The organism is Yersinia frederiksenii ATCC 33641 (assembly GCF_000754805.1).
GTDB lineage: Bacteria > Pseudomonadota > Gammaproteobacteria > Enterobacterales > Enterobacteriaceae > Yersinia > Yersinia frederiksenii.
Genome location: NZ_KN150731.1, coordinates 3,901,786 through 3,922,416, shown reverse-complemented (window position 1 = coordinate 3,922,416; position 20,631 = coordinate 3,901,786). Strand labels below are relative to the sequence as shown.

Here is a 20,631-nt window from a genome sequence, read left to right as displayed (position 1 = left end):
GCTTACTCCTAGTGTGGGTTATTTCGGCTGGAAACGCGCGCGCGCGATGGCCGATTGCCAGAGGCTATAGTTATCTTGCATCTCCGCACTTTGAGCGCGCGGTTCGATGTATTCCACTTCACGGGGGAGAGCCGCCAGTTGCTGGTTATCCTGCCACCAGCCAAGGGTTTTCCCCCCTAAATAGGCCGCACCCAGTGCGGACACTTCTGCGGTGTGGTTGCGTATCAGGGTGCGCTGGAGTAAATCGGCCTGAAACTGCATCAGCCAGCGGTTGCTGGTAGCGCCGCCATCGACACGTAATTGTTCGAGGCGGTGATGACCGGCCTGCTCCATAGCAAAAAAGACATCCGCTATTTGATAGGCAACCGACTCCAACCCAGCGCGAGCCAATACTGCGGGCGTAGTCGCATCGGTCAGACCGCAGAACAGACCGCGCGCCTGGCTGTCCCAATAGGGTGCGCCCAATCCTGATAATGCCGGGACAAAGTAAACCCCTTGATTCCCCGGTTGGCTTTGTGCCATTTCGGTCAGAAGGGCTAGGTCGGTGATCCCCAACATGCGCGAAACCCACGCCACCCCAGAGCCGGTATGAGTGATATTTCCTTCAAGGGCATAACGCAACTCGCCATCATGCCAGGCAATCGTGGTACTCAGCCCATGGCTCTGCGCGCTAGCTTGTCTCACGGTGGTCATCAGAGAGGAGCCGGTACCATAAGTGGCTTTGATTTCACCGGCACGGTCACCGCCTTGGCCATAGAGCGCGGCATGTGAATCACCAATTTGTGCCACTATCGGCACACCTTGGCTCAGACCGATAATGCCAGTATTACCGGTATGTCCGTGGATAGCCGCTGAGGGTAAAACCGCTGGTAGACAAAGGCTGGGGATGCCAAATAGTGCCAACAGGTCTGGATCCCACTGGCCCGAATGGATATTAAATAGTTGAGTACGGGCGGCATTGGAAAAATCGGTAGAGAAACTTTGGCCGCCACTGAGTTGCCAGGTCAGCCAACAATCGATGGTGCCGACACAGAGCTCGCCGTGGGCTGCACGCTCAACACCTTGTGGGATGTCCGCCAGCATGCCATGGACCTTGGCTGCCGGGAACAAAGGATCAATCTGTAACCCGGTGCGCTGCGCGACCATTGCCGCTTCAGGTAATTGACTCAGAGCCTGACAGAAAGCCTCTGAACGTCGACACTGCCAACTCACCACAGGAGTAAGTGGCGTCCCGGTCGCACGCTCCCAAATAAGCACTGATTCGCGCTGGTTACTGATAGCGACACCGGCAACTCTGGCACCGGCCAGTTGGCTCAGACAACCTTCAATTGCCAAAGAAACGGCTTGCCAGATCGCCAGTGGGTCCTGCTCCGCCCAGCCGGGGCGCGGGTGCTCTAGCTGTAGGGGAACCGAAGCTTTCGCCCGAATCTGCCCGGCCGTATCCACCGCAATAGCCTTAGCATTAGTGGTGCCTTCATCAATCGCCAAAATAATCGGTGTCGACATCGCTTGCTTGCCCGGCGACTCGGTCTTTCTACTCAGCGGCATAGTTACTCTCCCCGACAAAACCGCAGAGCACGAGCCACAATGCCTGCCGCATCAAAACCATGGTAGGCACGCATATCTGCCCTATCGGCAGCAATGGCATAACCACCGTCAGGAATCCCCAGTCTTACCAAGGGAATACCGCTCCCCGCTTCGGCCAACACTTCAGCCACCAGACTGCCCACACCGCCATTAATATTGTGTTCTTCGATGGTAATCACCCGCTGGCTGTTTTGGAGAATGGCTAACAGCTGCTGAGTATCACACGGACGAATAGAAGAAACATTGACCACCGCAGCAGAAACATTGTTGTCTGCCAGTATGGCTGCAGCACTTACAGCCTCATGCACTGTAGAACCCATAGCCACCAGAGTAATATCCTGACCTTGCTGCAAAACATCAATTTGGCCGGGAGTGAATTGGTAGTGTTCATCATGCAGTGGTGGTAATGATTTACCGTCCAGACGGATATAGACCGGTCCAACATGTTGGAGGGCATAATCGATTATCTGGCGACACTCTTGTGGGTCAGATGGCGCATAAATCTCAATATTGCCAAAGCCACGTAAGATAGCGATATCATCAATACAGTGGTGAGTACTCGCCAGTGGCCCATAACTGGCACCGGAGTTAAGGCCAAACAGTTTTACATTGCTGTTGTTGTAGCAAACATCAATTTTAAGCTGTTCGTTAGAGCGTGAAATCAGGAATGGCGCGGCATTGCAGGTCACGGCCACTTTCCCCCCCATGGATAATCCCACCGCAGTGCCCACCATGGCTTGCTCGGCAATACCGACATTAACCACCCGATCTGGGAAACGAGTCATAAAAGGCCCGATTTTCGCCGTCGAGGTTGAATCAGCCACCACGGGGACCAAATCTACACCGCTGTCGACGGCTTTAATAAACTGCTCGACCATCACTGCGGCCAAATGTTCTGCATTACTCATCGCTCAATTCCTCCAGTGCCAGATCAATTTCAGCGCCTTTCGGCACCCGGTGATGCCATTCCACGCGCCCTTGAATAAAGGAGATTCCGGCACCTTTTTCGGTGTTGGCAATCACCACATGGGGCTTACCCTTGGGTTGTAAAGCTTCGAGAGTGTCCACCACCGATTGCATGTTATTGCCCTGACATTCAGTGACTTGTAGACCAAATGCCAGCCATTTATCCGCCAACGGGTCGGTATTCATAATGGATTTCGTGGTGCCTGCCAGTTGGAGTTTGTTTTTGTCGTTAATGATGATGAGGTTGTCTAACTGATAGTGAGCAGCCACTAACGCAGCCTCCCAGTTACTGCCCTCAGCCAATTCACCGTCACCGGTTAAAACAAATACCCGGCGCTTGCTGTTGGCACGTTTTGCCGCCAATGCAATTCCCACCGCGACCGGTAAGCCGTGGCCCAAAGCACCGGTATTCAATTCAATTCCGGGCGTTTTATGTTTGACCGGGTGGCCCGGCAAATGTGAGTTGGCGTGCTGGTAAGTTGCCAACCATTCTTCAGGAAAATAGCCCGCCTCCGCCAAACAGCAGTAATAGCCGCCCACAGCATGGCCTTTAGATTGCACATAGATATCGCGCTCAGGGTCGGTAAGCCGATCGGGGGCGCAATTGAGGATGCGAAAATAGAGTGCAGTCAGAATCTCTACTTGCGAAAGATCAGCACCGGTATGCCCCCCTGCAGGGCTGTTCGCATTGAGCAGGACTATCCGGCGACGGATTGCCCGTGCCTTTTTCACCAGCTCATCGACTGACAGTGAATACGGATTCATGACATTACCTCTCTTTAATTTTTATCCGTAAGTGAATTTTTACTCACTTAGGAATATTTATTCCTGATGGTGCTAAAAAATAGCTTTCATCAAGCCTGTCCGGAAATCGTCCCCCGGCATGACATCTTTCGTGTTCTGTGGTCAGGAAATGGAGATTATCCTTTTGCTGCTATCGGCTTTTTATGCCTGCTCGCTCTTCCCAACAGCCACCACGCTAGACTTTTGCGAGACAATGGCGGCCTTGTGCTGCATTCGGTTTTGCATCTGGTCGATAATAACGGCCACAATAATCACGATCCCTTTGATAACCATTTGCCAAAATTCGCTGACCCCCATCATGACTAACCCATCGGCCAGAATGCCGATAACAAATGCACCAATTAGTGTTCCCAGAATGGTACCGCGGCCCCCGGCCAGAGAAGTCCCGCCGAGCACAACGGCAGCAATTGCATTCATCTCAAAGCCACTGCCATTTGCTGGATGGCTGGCTACCAGTTGAGCAGAAACAATGATCCCGGCAATCGCGGCACAGAAACCGGATATGGTGTAAACCCACACTTTGACCTGCCGCACTTTGACGCCAGAAAGTTCTGCGGCACGTTCGTTATCACCGATGGCATAGACATGGCGACCAAAAGGCAGGCGGCGTGCAACATATGCAATGACCAACGCCAGAATAAACATGATCCAGATAGCAATCGGCAAGCCCAGCAGCGTGCCTGACCCCAACAGATCAAAGCCGGTATTCCCCAGTTGCGGATTCCCTTGTAAACCTGGGAAAGTCTCACCACCGGAAATCAGCATGGCCGCGCCGCGGACCACATACATGGTGCCGAGGGTGCAGATGAAAGGGGCGACGTTATAGCGAGTAATTATCCAACCATTGACCGCACCAATCAGCGCCCCGATAACCAATACTACCGGCACCACAACCCAAACACTTGGGAAAATGGCAATACCAAACATCGGTAAAACAATGCCTTGGGTAATCATCCAGCCGGCAATCATGCCGCAAAGCCCCAAAGTGGCCCCAATAGAAAGGTCAATACCGGCGGTGATAATGACAAAAGTGATGCCTAAGGCGAGGAAAGCATTGATCGCAATATGCTTCACCATAATGATCAGGCTACCAGTCGCCAGAAACCCCGGAACCATCACCGAGAAGAAGCCAAGGATCAGGAACAGGGCAATAAAAGTGCGCATCTTTAGTAGAAGCAGCAGCATGTTTTCCCGTGACCACGACGCTCCACCGGGCTGGTGACTCGCCAACGCAGTGCCAGTTGTTGCTTTCATCATTCAAACCCTTGTGCGCTTGCCGTAACCAATGCCGATTCACTGGCCGACTGACGAGAAACATTCGCCGTCAGTTTGCCGTTCGACATCACCAGAATGCGGTCCGATACCGCCATAATTTCTTTCAGATCTGAGGTGGAAAACAGAATGCCAATTCCCTGCTCAGAGAGTTTCACCATCATTTCAAACACATCTGCTTTCGCGCCAACGTCAATACCCCGAGTTGGTTCATCCAGCAGTAAAATGTTCGGGCTGGTCAGCAATGACCGGCCAATCACCACTTTTTGCTGATTACCACCACTAAGTGCCTGAATTTCGACTTCCGGTGAAGAGACTTTGATCGATAAGTCACCAATAACCGATGCCACCACCTGTAACTCACTCTCCTGCCAGATGGCAAAACGGTGCTTCAACCGACGCCATAAGCTAGAAATGGTCAGATTGTTAGCCACTGAGGAAACAGGGAAAATGCCGGTTTTTTTACGGTCTTCGGGCACCAGACTCATGCCTAGACGGATGCGCTCTGCCGTTGAAGTTTTGGCGTTAATCGCGGTGCCATTAAGCCGAATAGTGCCAAGATAGTTTTGCTGAGTGCCCAGCAGGCATTCGAACAATTCAGTACGCCCCGCCCCCATCAAGCCATAAATACCGACAATTTCACCCGCGCGAACCGCCAGAGAAACCCGATTCACTACGGTATTACCGGATTCATTGATTAAAGTGACGTTATCCACTTCCATCATTGGCGCACCGAAAGTCCGATCGGGATGGAGGAAGCTAGAAACCGGGTCACTGCCCAGCATTTCACGCACAATCCACGGCACATCAATATCTTTAACAGCAGCTTCCGCTTGGAAACGCCCATCACGCAGGATGGTGATGTAGTCGCCAATCGCCATCAGCTCTTCCAGCCGATGTGAAATGTAGACGATGGAAACCCCCTGCCGCGTCAGCTCACGAATCACCCGGAACAGAATGTCGACTTCCGTTTTGCTTAGTGCAGAGGTCGGCTCATCCAGAATTAGAATGTCTGCCTGCTCTGCCAATGCCTTGGCAATCTCAATTAACTGCTGCTGGCCGACTTTGAGATTTGAGACCATTTCTTTCGGTGAAATGGCCTGATCAAGACGCACCATCAGTTGTTCAGCAATCAGTTCCTGCGCGGCCTGATTAATAGGTTTCAAACCTTGCTGGATCTCGCGGCCCAGGAAAATATTTTCCGCGACATTGAGATTTTCTGACAGGTTTAGCTCCTGATGCACCATGCCGATACCGAGTGCCGCTGCCTCGCGAGTATTGGCAATGGTTACCGGCTGCTGATTCAGGTAGATTTGCCCAGATGTCTGTTGCTGCACCCCGGCCAAAATCTTCATTAGTGTCGATTTTCCGGCACCATTCTCACCAATAATCACATTCACTTTGCCGCGATACACATTGTAACTGACGGCATCTAATGCCAACGTACCAGGAAAACGCATGGAAATGTCCTCAGCACGCATGACAATGTCAGGTCTGTGGTCCATTAATGGCTCTCCTTATTCAAACTGAGTGGCACCGCATTAGTCAGGCTGGTCGGGGTTAATGTCATCGCGGCCAAGACCTCGACTTGCTGCCCGACCCAACTGGCATCGGGTTTTGCCACATCCTGCAAAGCACGTTTGCTTAATGCCTTAGAAAGCTGGGCGTATTGCACTTGGTTCTTAAAATCTTCGAAACGGATAAAGGTTGATGCATCACGGATAGCATTGCCTTTGACGATGGGCCCCAATTGCAACACTTGCTCATCACCATCGACTGCGACTTTCATCACTCCTTCCCGCCCTTCTGTTTCTACCGCCACCACTTTGCCACTAAAGCGAACAAAGCGACTTTGGCTATTTTTCCCTGGTACTGGCTGATTTTGCTGCTGTTTAATCTGTTGCCAACTCACCGCATTACTGTTGGCAAATGGCATCACTTTGCTCACCCAAATGGTGGAGGCGACTTTGTCCGGTGGTTGGTTGTAGTCACTGACTACCGCATTGGGATCGACCGGCAGAATCGGCTTGCCGTTTTCATCCAAATCCACCACGGTGCAAGCCACCAGCACAGCGCTGATAACCATCAACCCGCCTGCTTTCGATAGGGCACTGAACCACATACTGCCTCCTGTCAGGAGGGGCAGTGACGCCCCTCATTGCCTTTAAACGCGTGTTTAGTGAACCTTATTCAAGGCGTTACTCTTTCAGCGCAAAGACATTCAGGTTCTTGGCATTGTTTTCATCAATTAATACACAATCCATCAGCTGTTTTTCTTCCTGGCCGGTTGAACCGGTTTTCAGATATTTATCAGCTTGAACCACCGCCATCTGAGCTTGTGCCCAACCCGGCTGGAGAACGGTGGCTTTGATATTGCCTTTGTTGATGATTGAGTCACGAACATAGTCGCTGCCGTCAAATCCGACCACGATGACATCATTACGCCCAGCCGCTTTTAATGCTGCTTCAGCGCCTAACGCCATGGTGTCGTTACCGGAAATAACCCCAGTAATATCTGGGTTAGCCTGCAAAATGGACTCCATCCGGTTGAAAGCTTCAGTCTGGCTCCAGTTTGCAGTCTGTTGGGCGACCATTTTCATGTCGCTGTGTTCGTCAATCACATCGTGATAGCCTTGTGAACGGACATGGGCGTTGGTATCAGATTCACGGCCCAGCAATTCAACATATTTGCCTTTGCCGCCCATCAGTACGACGAATTTCTCTGCGCCCAATTGCGCGCCCTGATAGTTGTTCGACACAATTTGCGAGACCGCAATACCGGTTTCATTGATTTCACGGTCAATCAGGAAGGTCGGGATCCCGGCGGCCTTAGCTTTTTTCAATGGTCCGATAGTGGCATCAGAGCCCGCATTATCCAGAATGATCGCCTTGGCTTTACGGGCAATGGCTGTCTCCAGCAGTTGGTTCTGTTTGTTCACATCATCATCATGAGAAGCAACCAGTACGGTGTATCCCAGCTCCGTCGCTTTGGCCTTAGCGCCTTCAGCCTCTGCTTTAAAGAATGGGTTATCGTGGGACGGGGTGATAATGGCGATCAGGCCGTTACTGGCAGCGCCAGCAACACCCGCCATTGAGATCAATGCTGCGGTAAGACAGGATTTCAGTAGGGTATTTTTCATTATTTTTCTCCGCATTGAATATATATTCACTATTAAATTTATATTCAACCTAATAATACAAACGCCCTTGGCCTTGTCCAATATGAGAGCATGGAAAGTAGAAGCCGGTCACAAATTAGTCGATGGGAGACAGGAAATACTCGTGAGTACAACAGTAAGAGTGAAGCAGAGAAATGGAATATCTAAGATAAAAAGCCCATCGAAGAATGGGCTTTAAGCTGTGGGATAGTGCTAGCGATATAACTTAATTACTGCTGGTGTTACCTGTAATTCATGCTGCCACTGAATCAGTGTTAAGGTCGCTAACTGAGCTAGCCCCTGATAAAACGGGTGCCCGGCGTCGGATTGCAATAAATCCAGGTAGCGGTAAGCCCAAGGTAGTAAGTGTTCCGCCAGCAAATCAGCTAGCTTTTCGGGTTGATTTTCTGCCAGCCAGGCCGCCATCATCAGCAATAAACCGAATTGATCTTCCGGTTCTTCCATATCCAGTGTGACTTCCACTTGCTGCTCGGCCATCCAGTTGCGCAGTTTTAGGGTCGAATCGCCAAACAGCACATTTTCTTTATCCAGATAGACTGAACCCCAAGGTGGAGCGGGCAAGGCATAAGGGCCAATAAATAACCGCTGCCATGCTTCTTCCCGTGTTTCCTGTACATCCGGCTGCGCCAGCAAAGCGGCAATAGAAGCCAGCTGTTCTTCACTCCCATAGGGCCATTGTGCTACCCATGAACCACCACTTAATTGCGCCACAATATCACTGCATGCCGGGCTATCTGGCTCACAATAAAACAGCGCGCCTAGCACTCGGCCAGTGAGCGCAATGTGTTGATAAGCAATATTGTTTTCAACCATTAAATATTATCCTGAATGATATCGGGTTCAGACTAAGCCAGCTACTGCACCAACCCTGAATGGCGAAGCGCAGTAGCTGTCTGGTAAACAATTACCCGCCGACTGCCATACCAACCGTCATATGCAGCCCATAAAATACGCCACGGCCAATCAATTCACCGGCAATAATCAATAGCATGGCAAAGATCATCCCCAATGTCATTGGGTTACGACCACGAATTAATGGGCAAATCCAGCACCCCAGCCCCAAGACCAGCAGTACTAACCGCCATACCATTAACGTACCGTAATGGGGGATCAGCTCTGAAGCCTGTTGTACTGAGCTATAAATGGTCGGTAAACTTGCCGCCTGCATGATGACACTGGCAATACTGATAATCAGCGCCAATACACTGATCATCGGCAATTGCAGCATCATGCGCCCATAAGCTGTATCCCTGGTAATGCCAGCCAATTGCAGCAGCAGATAGCCTAACATCGGGCCACCGATAAAGACCGTCAATACAAAGCCTAGCGGGGTATAGAGATTATCCCAAGTTGGTACCGTATCAATGGAATAAACCCTGCACATGGCATAAACAAATACCACGCCCAATACCATGGCAACCACCAGCCAGATTTTGCCGAGCATGGCAGGCATTTTGTCCAATACTGCCAACAACCAGTAAAAACCAGCCACAGCAAAGAACACCGAACCGGCGGCAATCTCATTACTCAGTGCCGATTCTCCAACTCTATTTAATGAGTTGAACGCACGCATGGGCGAACCTAAATGCAATGTCGAGGCGATGAAGGCCAGCGCCATTAGCACCCACAAGACAAACATACTGCGGTGAACCCGCTGCTGTTGTCCGCGATTCAAACCACCGAATATCAGTGCCAGCCCAAGGACAATAAAGCCCCCGACTACACACTGCCCCAGTACCGTAAAGACCATTAGTGGCCATTCATGCCATCCCATGCCCATATTACACCTCCTCCGGATTTGCCAGATGACCGGTGGTATCTCTGACCGGGCGGCTGTTGGCATTCGGTTTCACGACAATATTCGGCAGTGTGAAATGCGCTGCTGGTAATGGCGCTATTTCGGCTAAATCCCCGTATTTTTCACGCAGTTCATCGATAGGGGCCATATCCAACGCCCGTAATGGGCAGGATTCGACACAAATCGGCTTTTTGCCTGCAGCCACACGTTCGTAGCAACCATCACACTTGGTCATATGCCCTTTTTCGGCATCATATTGCGGCGCACCATATGGGCAAGCCATATGGCAGTAGCGGCAACCGATACAAATATCCTCGTTCACTACCACAAAGCCATCGTCTCGTTTATGCATTGCCCCCGTCGGACACACTTTAGTACAGGCGGGGTCACTACAGTGGTTGCAAGCAATAGACAGATAGTAAGCAAACACATTCTGGTGCCATGCGCCGTTATCTTGTTGCCAATCCCCTCCAGCATATTCATAGATGCGCCGGAAACTGACATCGGTTGATAAGTTTTTAAAGTCCTTGCAAGCCAGCTCGCAAGTTTTACAACCCGTGCAACGGCTGGAGTCGATGTAAAAACCATATTGCGTCATCATTTAGCTCCTTATGCCTTGGTTACTTGAACGAGGTTGGTATGGGATGGATTCCCTTTCGCCAACGGAGAAGGTCGCTGAGTGGTCAAGACGTTAATACTGCCCGCTCGGTCGATACGTTTCTCATCCGGGCTATACCACGCTCCTTCACCCAGTGCGACAACCCCCGGCATCATGCGCGGAGTCACTTTAGCGTTAATCTGTACCTCGCCACGACCATTGAATATCCGCACCATATCGCCATTCTTGATATTGCGTTGACCGGCATCTATCGGGTTAATCCACATCTCCTGACGACAAGATGCTTTCAGTACATCGACGTTACCGTAGGTAGAGTGGGTTCTGGCTTTATAATGGAACCCTGTGAGTTGCAGCGGATATTTCTGGTTAAGAGGATCGTCAAAGCTTTCGAAACCGGCGGCATAGACCGGCAGTGGATCGATAACATCGTCCGGTTGTAGCTCCCAAGTGGCCGCAATTTGTGCCAGCTCGGCAGAGTAAATCTCGATTTTGCCCGATGGCGTGCTGAGTGGGTTAGCCTCCGGATCCGCGCGGAACTCTTTATAGGCAACATGATGGCCTTCAGGATCACGTTTTTTAAAGATGCCCTGCTGACGGAACTCCTCGAATGAAGGCAACTCTGGAATGGCTTGCTGCGATTGCTGGTAAAGGTAGCGCAGCCAACCTTCCTGAGTGCGCCCTTCGGTGAATTGCTGCTCGACCCCCATGCGTTTTGCCAGCTCAGTAGTCATCTCATAGATATTTTTGCATTCAAAGCGCGGTTTGATCACCTGATCGGCAAAGATGACATACGCCATATTGCCGCTAGAAGCATCAAGGCAGAAGTCCATCTGCTCGGAAGCGGTGCAGTCTGGCAAAATAATATCGGCATATTTAGCCGACGACGTCATGTGGTTATCGATGACCACAATCATTTCGCACTTCGTATCATCTTGCAGAATTTCATGAGTGCGGTTGATTTCAGCGTGCTGATTAATTAGGCAGTTACTGGCGTAGTTCCAGATAAACTTGATGGGTACATCCAATTTATCTTTGCCACGCACCCCATCACGGGTCGCAGTCATTTCCGGACCACGCTCGATGGCATCAGTCCACATAAACATGGAGATGCTGGTTTTAACCGGATTTTCCAAGGTCGGCATACGGACAAACGGTAAACCATAGGAACCTTCACGAGCCCCTGAATTACCGCCATTAATCCCGACGTTACCGGTCAGTATTGCTAACATGGCAATAGCACGGCTAGTATTCTCGCCATTGGAATGGCGCTGCGGCCCCCAACCTTGAGCAATGTAAGCCGGTTTGACCGAGCCTATTTCGCGCCCCAGTTTGATAATTTTTGCGGCAGGAATACCGGTAATTGCTTCTGCCCATTGTGGCGTTTTAGCGGTTTTATCTGCCCCCTGCCCTAAAATATAAGCCTTATAATGACCATTTTTCGGGGCACCTTCCGGCAGGGTTTTCTCGTCATAGCCAACACAATATTTGTCGAGGAATGGCTGATCGACCAGATTTTCGGTGATCATCACATAAGCCAGCGCAGAGGCAAGTGCCGCATCGGTTCCCGGCCGCAGTGGAATCCACTCATCTTCGCGACCTGCTGCGGTATCAGTATAGCGGGGGTCAATCACTATCATCTTGGCATTGGATTTTTCCCGCGCTTGCTCCAGATAATAGGTCACGCCGCCGCCACTCATCCGGGTTTCGCCAGGGTTATTACCGAACAACACCACCAACTTACTGTTTTCAATATCTGATGGACTATTACCATCAGCCCAGCCGCCATAGGTGTAATTCAAACCTGCGGCGATCTGTGCAGTACTGTAGTCACCATAATGATTGAGATAACCACCGCAGCAATTCATCAACCGCGCCAATAAGGTTGAACCCGGCGGCCAAGAGCGAGTCATGGTGCCACCCAAGGTACCAGTGCCATAGTTCAGATAGATGGCCTCGTTACTGTATTCCTTAATGATGTGCTGCATACTGGCGGCGATAGTATCAAATGCTTCTTCCCACGAAATGCGTTTGAACTTACCTTCCCCACGTGCGCCAATACGCTTCATCGGATATTTTAACCGGTCAGGGTTATACACTCGGCGGCGCATTGAGCGCCCTCGCAAACAAGCGCGCACCTGATGTAGCCCATCAAAATTATCATCGCCGGTATTATCGGTTTCGACGTATTTAATTTCGTCATTAACCACATGCATACGTAATGGACAGCGGCTACCGCAGTTAACGGTACAAGCACTCCATATCACTTTATCGCTGTTGGCCGGGCTTATTGCCGATTGAACAGCTCGAGCCGTGCGGGAGAACGGCAGCGAAAACGTGCTGGTTGCTACGGCCAGCCCGCCAATCAGTGTCGTTTGGACCAGTTTTCGGCGGGTGACTTCTGCGGTTAACAGTCGGGATTCGTTGGTCTCTTTCATAAGATTCCCACTTGGTTGCATTCCAGAAAATGGAGAACATCCGTGAGGATGACGTCCGATTAATTCAAAAAAATGAGTAAATAAGCAGGAGGGTGATTACTTAATTCAGGCCATTGGCCCAATTACGGCAAGTTTTATAATTAGGAGAATAAACAACCCGTCCCGCCTGCATTATTTTTACCTCTTTTGGCTAGCGCGAGAGTTGCTCAGCATCAATAAAGCAATGAGGATTAGGATTTCCTCACTGCTTTATGGTGAATTTGTGACAAATAGCCGTTCTATTTAGCAGGCTTGATGGTAAAGCGCCATAATCTCATCAATTGAGGGTTCTCGCGGGTTTCCTCCGGTACAAACATCAGCAAATGCAGCGGCGGCCAATGCCGGAATATCATCGGCACGCATCCCTACTGCACTCAAAGAAGATGGAATACCGATATCGCGATTCAAGGTAATCACCGCCTCAATTGTTTGCTCACGCACCTGTTCCAGCGGTGAACTTTGAGCATTATCCACCCCCATTACCCTAGCGATTTGGCGGAAGCGCTCACCGGTATAAGCGGCGTTATAACGCATGACGTAAGGCAGTAAAATGGCATTAGCGACGCCATGAGGCATATTATAAAATGCCCCCAGCGGATGAGCCATTCCATGTACCAATCCAAGGCCCACATTCGAGAACCCCATACCAGCGATATATTGCCCAAGTGCCATATCTTCGGTCGCAGCCTCATCCCCTGTTACCGAGGCGCGCAATGAGCGACATATAACCTCGATAGCTTTAAGGTGCAAAGCATCCGTAAGCTCCCAGGCTCCTTTTGTCAGATACCCCTCGATAGCATGAGTCAAAGCGTCCACGCCAGTGGCTGCTTTGAGCGCGGCGGGCATGCTGTCCATCATATCCGCATCAATAAATGCCACCGCCGGAATAGCATGGGGGTCGACACAAACAAACTTGCGCCGCCGCTCTTCATCAGTAATCACATAATTAATGGTGACCTCTGCCGCAGTACCGGCCGTTGTCGGGATGGCCATCATTGGCACACAAGGTTTGCGGGTATCGGCGACCCCTTCCAGGCTGCGCACATCGGCAAATTCCGGATTATTAATAATGATGCCAATGGCTTTACAGGTATCTTGCGGCGAGCCACCGCCAAGGGCTATCAGATAATCCGCACCACTTTGGCGAAAAGCAGCCACCCCTTGTTGCACAATACTAATAGTCGGATTGGGTTTGACGGCATCAAAAACCGCAAAATCCAGACCCGCCTTTTCCAGACGGCTAATTAAGCGCGTTGCTACTCCGCATTCGAACAACATTTTGTCTGTTACGACCAAGGCTTTTTGATAACCACGCCGCACCACTTCGTCGGCTAAGGCATCCAGTGAACCCCGGCCAAACCAGGCCATTTCATTTAAAATCATTCTGTTCATGATTGATTCCTCAATGTGTTAATCCGCCTACTCGTTGTCTACTCTTCTACCCGCAAACCGTAGGTTTTGAATTTCTCCAAGACCACGCTAATTTCATCAACGGATAACACCGGAACCTCATCAACAATCGGTAAGATTGCCAGCAACAGCGTGGCTAACACTTCCACTTCGTGGGCCAACCACAGGGCTTTTGCCAGATTTTCTTCACACGCAATCAGGCCGTGATGCTGTAATAATGTCGCCTTACGGTGTTTCATCGCCACAGCTACATGTTCTGAAAGTGCTTTGGTGCCAAAAGTCGCGTAAGGCGCGCAAGGAATATCATTACCTCCCGCAGCGGCAATCATGTAATGGATGGCAGGAATTGGCCGATTAAGAATTGAAACCGCTGTGCAATGAACAGAATGGTTATGGACGACCGCGTTAGCATCTGGGCGAGTTTGATAAACTGCCTGATGAAAACGCCACTCACTGGAAGGGATTTTACCGGCTTCATGATGGCCGTCAGCATTGATATAAACAATATGCGACTCCGTCAGTTTGTCGTAGGCAATACCGGATGGCGTAATCAAAAAGCCATCTTGATAGCGCACACTAACATTGCCAGCAGTCCCCTGATTTAGTCCCAGGCGGGTCATCTCCAGGCAAGTATTAATAATATCGCGCGCCAATGCTTCTTTTTTCATTTTGTCCTCTCTTAGGATACAAACACCTAAATATAAAATTCATTAAATGATGGATATAGGCTAATGAACGTTAACAACTGTGAATATGTGCGATATTTTTCTCTTATTTAATTGAAGTAAGAAATCAAGCATAAAAAATTGTGATCACCGTCATGACTATTGATCACTTTGTGGTGATTTTAATTTCATTTATTTTTATAAAATGTCCGTTTGAAAACACAATATGATTAAACGGTCAAATCACTGTCCAAGAACAAAATACATGTCTATTTATGATGAGTTGACCGTTTGTGACGGAAATAAAAAAAATCGGTCATTATGTTTGTGGGTTTGAAACAAAATTCCTTTCAAACGGTCATGAAATATTTTTATTTAAAGTGATTATCATCACAAAATATCAGCATTGAGTTATCAATGTGATTCAGCTCATACTTTTTAGTTATTTTTACCTTATAAAGAACGGGACTTAACGCAATGAGGATATTTTAATTTTCACTCCGGCACTCATATCTGCCAGATAAAATAAAAGTGTCATTCATTAAATAAAAGACTTCCGTCGAATATTACGTATTTCAAGACGAGTAGAATAAGTGCAACATCTGACGAGGGCATCATGGGAAATATTTTAATACAAACAGATAGCAGCAAAATTTCCGCCTCGGTAAGTGACGAGTCGGCAAATAAAAAAAGATATCTGATACCTTTCGCATTGCTGTGCTCACTGTTCTTCCTTTGGGCAGTAGCAAACAACTTGAATGATATTTTATTACCCCAATTTCAGCAGGCGTTTACCCTAACCAACTTTCAAGCTGGACTGATTCAATCCTCTTTCTATTTTGGCTATTTTTTAATCCCGATACCTGCAGGTATCCTAATGAAAAGATTCAGTTATAAAGCGGGGATCATTACCGGTTTACTGTTCTACGCCTTTGGGGCCGCTCTGTTCTGGCCTGCCGCTGAGACAATGAATTACACCTTGTTTTTAATCGGTTTATTCATTATCGCTGCGGGTTTAGGCTGCCTGGAAACGGCCGCTAATCCTTTTGTTACTGTATTGGGGCCTGAAAAAACCAGTCACTTTCGTATCAATCTGGCACAAACATTTAACTCGTTTGGGGCCATCATTGCCGTAGTGTTTGGACAAAGTTTAATCCTCTCCAATGTTCCTCATCAGACACAGGAAGTATTAGACAAATTGTCAGTTGAAGACTTAAACAGCTACCATCATAGTTTGGTCAAAGCCGTACAATTACCTTATTTAATTATTGTCGCCGTGGTTATCTTTGTTGCGTTATTAATTCTTGTCACTCGCTTCCCGGTAATAAAAAGCGAATCAGATGACGCACATAATGGCTCTTTCTTTGCATCATTACCGCGTTTATTAAAAATAACACATTGGCGTTGGGCGGTATTAGCACAATTCTGTTATGTTGGTGCTCAAACAGCTTGCTGGAGTTATTTAATTCGTTACGCCATTGAAGAATTACCCAATATCACCCCTGGATATGCTGCAAACTATTTAACTGCCACCATGGTCTTTTTCTTTATTGGTCGTTTCAGTGGCACCTGGTTAATTACTCGCTTCGCACCAGAAAAAGTGTTAGCCGCTTATGCATTCATCTCAATGTTGTTATGTATTATCTCTGCTGCCTTTGGCGGACACCTTGGATTATTAGCATTAACGCTATGCAGTATGTTTATGTCGATACAGTATCCAACTATATTTTCTTTAGGCATCAAGAATCTTAATCAAGACACTAAATATGGCGCTTCCATCATTGTAATGACCATTGTCGGCGGCGGCATTGTCACACCTATTATGGGGTTAGCCAGTGATGCTGCGGGTAATATACCAACAGCAGAACTTATCCCGGCATTGTGCTTCGCTATTATCTTTATTTTTGCCAAATTCAAGACATCACCAGTGAATTAACAACCTGGATTACTGATAAATTAAATTTTGCTATAGAACATAAGGAACAATTATGAAAAAGACAATTCAATTACCTAAAATTGGTATTCGTCCGGTTATCGATGGTCGCAGAATGGGCGTGCGTGAATCACTGGAAGAACAAACCATGAAAATGGCCCGTGCCACCGCAGAATTTCTGCAAGAAATAGTACGCCATCCTTGTGGAACGCCAGTTGAGTGCGTCATTGCCGACACCTGTATTGCTGGCATGGCTGAGTCTGCCGCTTGTGATGATAAATTCAGTGCGCAGAATATCGGTCTAACCATCACAGTGACGCCTTGTTGGTGTTACGGCAGCGAAACCATTGATATGGACCCATTCCGCCCGAAAGCCATTTGGGGTTTCAATGGTACCGAACGTCCAGGGGCTGTTTATCTGGCTGCCGCACTGGCGGCGCATAATCAGAAAGGGCTGCCCGCTTTCTCTATTTATGGTCATGATGTGCAAGACGCCAATGACACCAGCATCCCTGCTGATGTGCAGGAAAAACTGCTGCGTTTTACCCGTGCAGGCTTGGCCGTCGCCAGCTTAAAAGGCAAAAGCTACCTTTCACTCGGCGGTGTATCAATGGGGATCGCCGGCTCCATTGTTGACCATAACTTCTTTGAGTCTTGGTTGGGGATGAAAGTGCAGGCAGTGGACATGACCGAACTGCGCCGCCGTATTGACCACAAAATCTATGATGAGCAAGAGCTCGAACTGGCACTGTCATGGGCAGATAGCAACTTTAAATTCGGGCCTGATAAAAACGCCGAACAGTATCGCCGCTCTGCGGAAAGCAGCCGCGCGGTACTGCGCGAAAGCCTGCAAATGGCAATATGTATCCGCGACATGATGCAAGGTAACCCGGCACTGGCAACCAAGGGTTTTGGTGAAGAAGCATTAGGCTATAACGCCATTGCGGCCGGTTTCCAAGGGCAGCGCCACTGGACGGATCAATACCCGAACGGTGATACCGCCGAAGCCCTACTAAACAGCTCATTCGACTGGAATGGGGTGCGCGAGCCAATGGTTATCGCCACCGAAAATGACAGTTTAAATGGCGTCGCGATGTTGTTTGGCCATACGTTAACCGGGACTGCGCAGATCTTTGCCGATGTTCGGACCTATTGGTCACCGGAGGCGGTACAGCGGGTGACAGGTCATCAGCTTGAGGGGGTAGCCGAGCACGGCATTATCCACCTGATTAACTCAGGTTCCGCCGCACTGGATGGCACTTGCCGCCAAAACGATGCTCAAGGTAAACCGACCATCAAACCGCATTGGCAAGTGAGCCAGCAAGAAGCCGATGCTTGTCTGGCAGCGACCGAATGGTGCCCGGCGATCCATGAATATTTCCGTGGCGGCGGCTTCTCTTCTCGTTTCCTGACCCGTGGCGGTGTGCCATTTACCATGAGTCGCATCAACCTGATTAAGGGCGTAGGGCCTGTATTACAAATTGCCGAAGGCTGGAGTGTTGAGTTGCCAAAGTCTGTCCATGACACTCTGGATAAACGCACAGATTCAAGCTGGCCAACCACCTGGTTTGCGCCGCGTCTGACCGGTAAGGGCCCATTCAGTGATGTGTATTCAGTGATGGCGAACTGGGGAGCGAACCACGGTGTGCTGACTATCGGCCATGTGGGGGCTGACCTCATTACGCTGGCATCAATGTTGCGTATCCCGGTTTGTATGCACAACGTAGAGGAAGAGAGTGTCTACCGGCCTACCGCTTGGGGTGCACACGGTATGGATATCGAAGGGCAGGATTACCGTGCCTGCCAGAATTACGGCCCATTATATAAAAAATAATAATCCGTAATTTTTAAAAGATTTGATGGCCTGGCTCAGGTAGGAACCCCTTCTTACCTGAGTCAGATAACCATCCTTGCTGCCAGATGGTAGTTACAGGAGCCTTTATGAAGCGCGATGTGGTCATCGTTTTAGATTGCGGCGCAACCAATATCCGAGCGATTGCAGTCGATCCTCAAGGTGTGGTAGTTGCCAAAGCCGTGCTGCCCAACCATAGCCAGCCCGACTTGGCCAATCCACAATGGCAGTTGTGGCCGCTGGAAGACATTTTGCAGAGTTTTGCCCAGTGCTGCCGCCAGTTACTGCCACAAATTCAAAAAGATAAAATTCACGCTGTGACAGTGACTACCTTTGGCGTGGATGGGGCTTTAGTCGATGCCAAAGGCAAGATGCTGTACCCGATTATCAGTTGGAAATGCCCACGTACCGTTGCAGTGATGGAAAACATCGCCAGTTATATGTCGGCCGAAAAATTACAACAGATATCGGGCATTGGTCAGTTCAGTTTTAACACCTTATACAAGCTGATTTGGTTACAGGAGAATCGGCCAGATTTAGTTGAGCAGGCCCATGCTTGGTTATTTATTTCATCATTGATTAACCACCGCCTCACCGGGGAATTTACCACTGACCGCACCATGGCGGGCACCAGCCAACTACTGGATGTAAAACGTGAACAATTCAGCGCTGCAATTTTGCACAAGATAGGTATTCAGGCTGATTTATTCCCACCAATGGTGGCTGCGGGTGACATCATCGGCCAGTTGTTACCGAATATCGCCACGACCTTGGGGCTACCGGTGGGCTTGCCGGTGATTTCTGCGGGTCACGATACCCAGTTTGCTTTATTTGGCTCCGGAGCCGATTTAGATCAACCGGTGCTGTCATCCGGCACTTGGGAGATTCTGATGGTGCGCACACCGCAGGTTAATACTGCGCTGCTGCCCCAGTTTGCAGGATCCACCTGCGAGCTGGACAGTTGCCCGCGCTTATTCAACCCCGGTTTGCAGTGGCTAGCTTCCGGCGTGTTGGAATGGGTTCGTCAACTGTATTGGCACGATGATGCCTGTGCCGATGTCTATCGGCGGATGATTAATGAGGCCGAGGCTATCTCGCCAGGTGCTGACGGGGTACGTATGGATTGCAACTTACTTGGCAACACACGCCACCATTTATCCGGCGGCTGGCAGGGCGTTTCGCTCTCCAGCGGGCGTGGGCACTTTTATCGCTCCGCATTAGAAGGTCTGGCCTGGCAATTGAAAAGTAATCTGGCGCTACTGGAAAGGATTGGCGAATTCCATACCAAGGAGTTGCTGTTAGTTGGTGGCGGTAGCCGCAATGCGCTGTGGAATCAAATCAAAGCTGATGTGCTCAATTTACCGATTAAAGTCATTGATGAAGCCGAAACAACTGTGTTGGGCGCGGCACTATTTGCTTGGCACGCCACAGGCTACTATGCCAGTGCCGAAGAAGCTCGGGCACAGGTTAATTACCACTATCAATATTATCAACCGGGCGACCAACAGCCACTTTATCAGGCGATCACTCACTGCCCTCCCCCGGTAACTGAAGCCATGCCTTTGAAAGGAGAGTGTCATGCTTAAAACTATCTCGCCGTTGCTATCACCACAATTGCTCAAAACACTGGCAGAAATGGGGCACGGTGATGAAATTATCTTCTCAGATGCCCATTTTCCGGCCCATGCCATCGGTAAAAATGGCGGGCCGCAAGTGATTCATGCCGATGGTTTATCCGTCAGTGCATTACTGGAGGCCACCATTCCACTCTTCGAGCTGGATAGCTACGCGCCACCGCTGGTAATGATGGCGGCAGTTGACGGCGATACACTCGATGCTTCGGTTGAAAAACGTTACTTACGCGCCCTATTTGGTGCTAGCAAAGCACTTCCGGTAGAGCGCATTGACCGTTTTGCGTTTTACCAACGCGCCCAACAAGCATTTGCGATCGTCATCACAGGAGAGACGGCCAAATACGGCAATATTCTGCTAAAGAAGGGGGTGACGCCTGTTTTTTAAACTGACTATCACGTAACCTCACCCTTTTAGCCATGTATTCAGTGCTGATATTA

General features: G+C 49.5%; 17 protein-coding genes. 4 read left to right on the top strand and 13 right to left on the bottom strand.

Features of this window, described 5'->3' with window-relative positions; translation table 11 throughout:
* Positions 1–18: 18 nt before the first annotated feature.
* The 13 genes from DJ58_RS04535 to DJ58_RS04595 all read right to left on the bottom strand — a co-directional run bounded on the left by DJ58_RS04535 (position 19) and on the right by DJ58_RS04595 (position 14,777).
* Complete coding sequence (locus DJ58_RS04535) at positions 19–1,506, bottom strand: FGGY family carbohydrate kinase (RefSeq protein WP_032910080.1); 1,488 nt, start codon at positions 1,504–1,506, stop codon at positions 19–21.
* Between the two features lie 44 nt (positions 1,507–1,550).
* The gene (locus tag DJ58_RS04540; RefSeq protein ID WP_032910052.1) at positions 1,551–2,495 is read right to left on the bottom strand and encodes a transketolase family protein; all 945 of its coding nucleotides are present in this window, start codon (positions 2,493–2,495) and stop codon (positions 1,551–1,553) included.
* Positions 2,488–3,318 carry a transketolase gene (locus DJ58_RS04545; protein ID WP_004706374.1) on the bottom strand — a complete coding sequence of 277 codons (831 nt, stop codon included), beginning with the start codon at positions 3,316–3,318 and terminating at the stop codon, positions 2,488–2,490. The genes DJ58_RS04540 and DJ58_RS04545 overlap by 8 nt, the downstream gene beginning before the upstream one ends.
* 180 nt (positions 3,319–3,498) lie before the next feature.
* A complete protein-coding gene (locus DJ58_RS04550) occupies positions 3,499–4,611 on the bottom strand; it encodes an ABC transporter permease (RefSeq protein WP_032910051.1) in 1,113 nt (370 codons plus the stop codon).
* A complete protein-coding gene (locus tag DJ58_RS04555; RefSeq protein WP_032910049.1) occupies positions 4,611–6,134 on the bottom strand; it encodes a sugar ABC transporter ATP-binding protein in 1,524 nt (507 codons plus the stop codon). Before DJ58_RS04555 ends, DJ58_RS04550 begins: the two co-directional genes overlap by 1 nt.
* Positions 6,134–6,751, bottom strand: a complete 618-nt coding sequence (locus DJ58_RS04560) for a DUF2291 family protein (RefSeq protein WP_004706371.1) — start codon at positions 6,749–6,751, stop codon at positions 6,134–6,136. The genes DJ58_RS04555 and DJ58_RS04560 overlap by 1 nt, the downstream gene beginning before the upstream one ends.
* Positions 6,752–6,827: 76 nt before the next feature.
* Positions 6,828–7,769 (bottom strand): D-ribose ABC transporter substrate-binding protein, encoded by a 942-nt coding sequence (locus tag DJ58_RS04565; RefSeq protein WP_019080371.1) that lies wholly within the window; start codon positions 7,767–7,769, stop codon positions 6,828–6,830.
* A 231-nt stretch (positions 7,770–8,000) separates the two neighbouring features.
* The gene (dmsD, locus tag DJ58_RS04570) at positions 8,001–8,621 is read right to left on the bottom strand and encodes a Tat proofreading chaperone DmsD (RefSeq protein ID WP_004706369.1); all 621 of its coding nucleotides are present in this window, start codon (positions 8,619–8,621) and stop codon (positions 8,001–8,003) included.
* Positions 8,622–8,712: 91 nt separating this feature from the next.
* Positions 8,713–9,588 (bottom strand): dimethyl sulfoxide reductase anchor subunit family protein, encoded by an 876-nt coding sequence (locus DJ58_RS04575; RefSeq protein ID WP_004706368.1) that lies wholly within the window; start codon positions 9,586–9,588, stop codon positions 8,713–8,715.
* Position 9,589: 1 nt separating this feature from the next.
* Positions 9,590–10,207, bottom strand: coding sequence for a DMSO/selenate family reductase complex B subunit (locus DJ58_RS04580; protein WP_004706367.1), 618 nt, complete (start codon positions 10,205–10,207; stop codon positions 9,590–9,592).
* An 8-nt stretch (positions 10,208–10,215) separates the two neighbouring features.
* Complete coding sequence (gene dmsA / locus DJ58_RS04585; protein WP_004706366.1) at positions 10,216–12,660, bottom strand: dimethylsulfoxide reductase subunit A; 2,445 nt, start codon at positions 12,658–12,660, stop codon at positions 10,216–10,218.
* Between the two features lie 282 nt (positions 12,661–12,942).
* Entirely contained in the window at positions 12,943–14,094 is a 1,152-nt protein-coding gene (fucO, locus tag DJ58_RS04590) for a lactaldehyde reductase (protein ID WP_032910047.1), read from the bottom strand.
* A 35-nt stretch (positions 14,095–14,129) separates the two neighbouring features.
* Entirely contained in the window at positions 14,130–14,777 is a 648-nt protein-coding gene (locus tag DJ58_RS04595) for an L-fuculose-phosphate aldolase (RefSeq protein ID WP_004706364.1), read from the bottom strand.
* A gap of 613 nt (positions 14,778–15,390) precedes the next feature.
* Between DJ58_RS04595 and fucP the strand changes: the two genes are divergently transcribed.
* The 4 genes from fucP to fucU all read left to right on the top strand — a co-directional run bounded on the left by fucP (position 15,391) and on the right by fucU (position 20,578).
* Positions 15,391–16,710, top strand: a complete 1,320-nt coding sequence (gene fucP / locus DJ58_RS04600) for an L-fucose:H+ symporter permease (protein WP_004706362.1) — start codon at positions 15,391–15,393, stop codon at positions 16,708–16,710.
* Positions 16,711–16,762: 52 nt separating this feature from the next.
* Positions 16,763–18,541: an L-fucose isomerase gene (gene fucI / locus DJ58_RS04605; RefSeq protein WP_004706361.1), complete on the top strand. Its 1,779-nt coding sequence runs from the start codon at positions 16,763–16,765 to the stop codon at positions 18,539–18,541.
* Between the two features lie 107 nt (positions 18,542–18,648).
* On the top strand, positions 18,649–20,145 hold the full coding sequence (gene fucK / locus DJ58_RS04610; RefSeq protein WP_004706360.1) for an L-fuculokinase: 1,497 nt from the start codon (positions 18,649–18,651) through the stop codon (positions 20,143–20,145).
* Positions 20,138–20,578, top strand: a complete 441-nt coding sequence (gene fucU / locus DJ58_RS04615; RefSeq protein WP_032910045.1) for an L-fucose mutarotase — start codon at positions 20,138–20,140, stop codon at positions 20,576–20,578. Before fucK ends, fucU begins: the two co-directional genes overlap by 8 nt.
* The last annotated feature ends 53 nt before the right edge of the window (positions 20,579–20,631 follow it).